1 CRISPR repeat array is annotated in these 294 nt (G+C 54.4%).

What is annotated here, in order from left to right:
* Nucleotides 1-293: direct repeats of the CRISPR family, unit length 25 nt; unit sequence CCGCCTTCAGGCGGCTGTGTGTTGA.
* Nucleotide 294 lies beyond the last annotated feature (1 nt).

A 294-nucleotide genomic window follows, 5' to 3' on the forward strand; every position in this document is an offset into this window, starting at 1 on the left:
CCGCCTTCAGGCGGCTGTGTGTTGAAACTGCAAAAGCAAAATTACAACCTAAGAGTATAACGCCAGCCGCCTTCAGGCGGCTGTGTGTTGAAACGGTTTGAACCCTGTGTAGGCAGGAGCTTTTGCCAACCAGCCGCCTTCAGGCGGCTGTGTGTTGAAACAGCGTAACAGATTTCAGGATCATCATGACGAGGAAACCAGCCGCCTTCAGGCGGCTGTGTGTTGAAACAGCACCCTGCTGGACAACTTGCCATACTCTACCGCCCAGCCGCCTTCAGGCGGCTGTGTGTTGAA

The organism is Neisseria sp. HMSC065D04, from assembly GCF_001815675.1.
Taxonomy (GTDB): Bacteria; Pseudomonadota; Gammaproteobacteria; order Burkholderiales; family Neisseriaceae; genus Neisseria.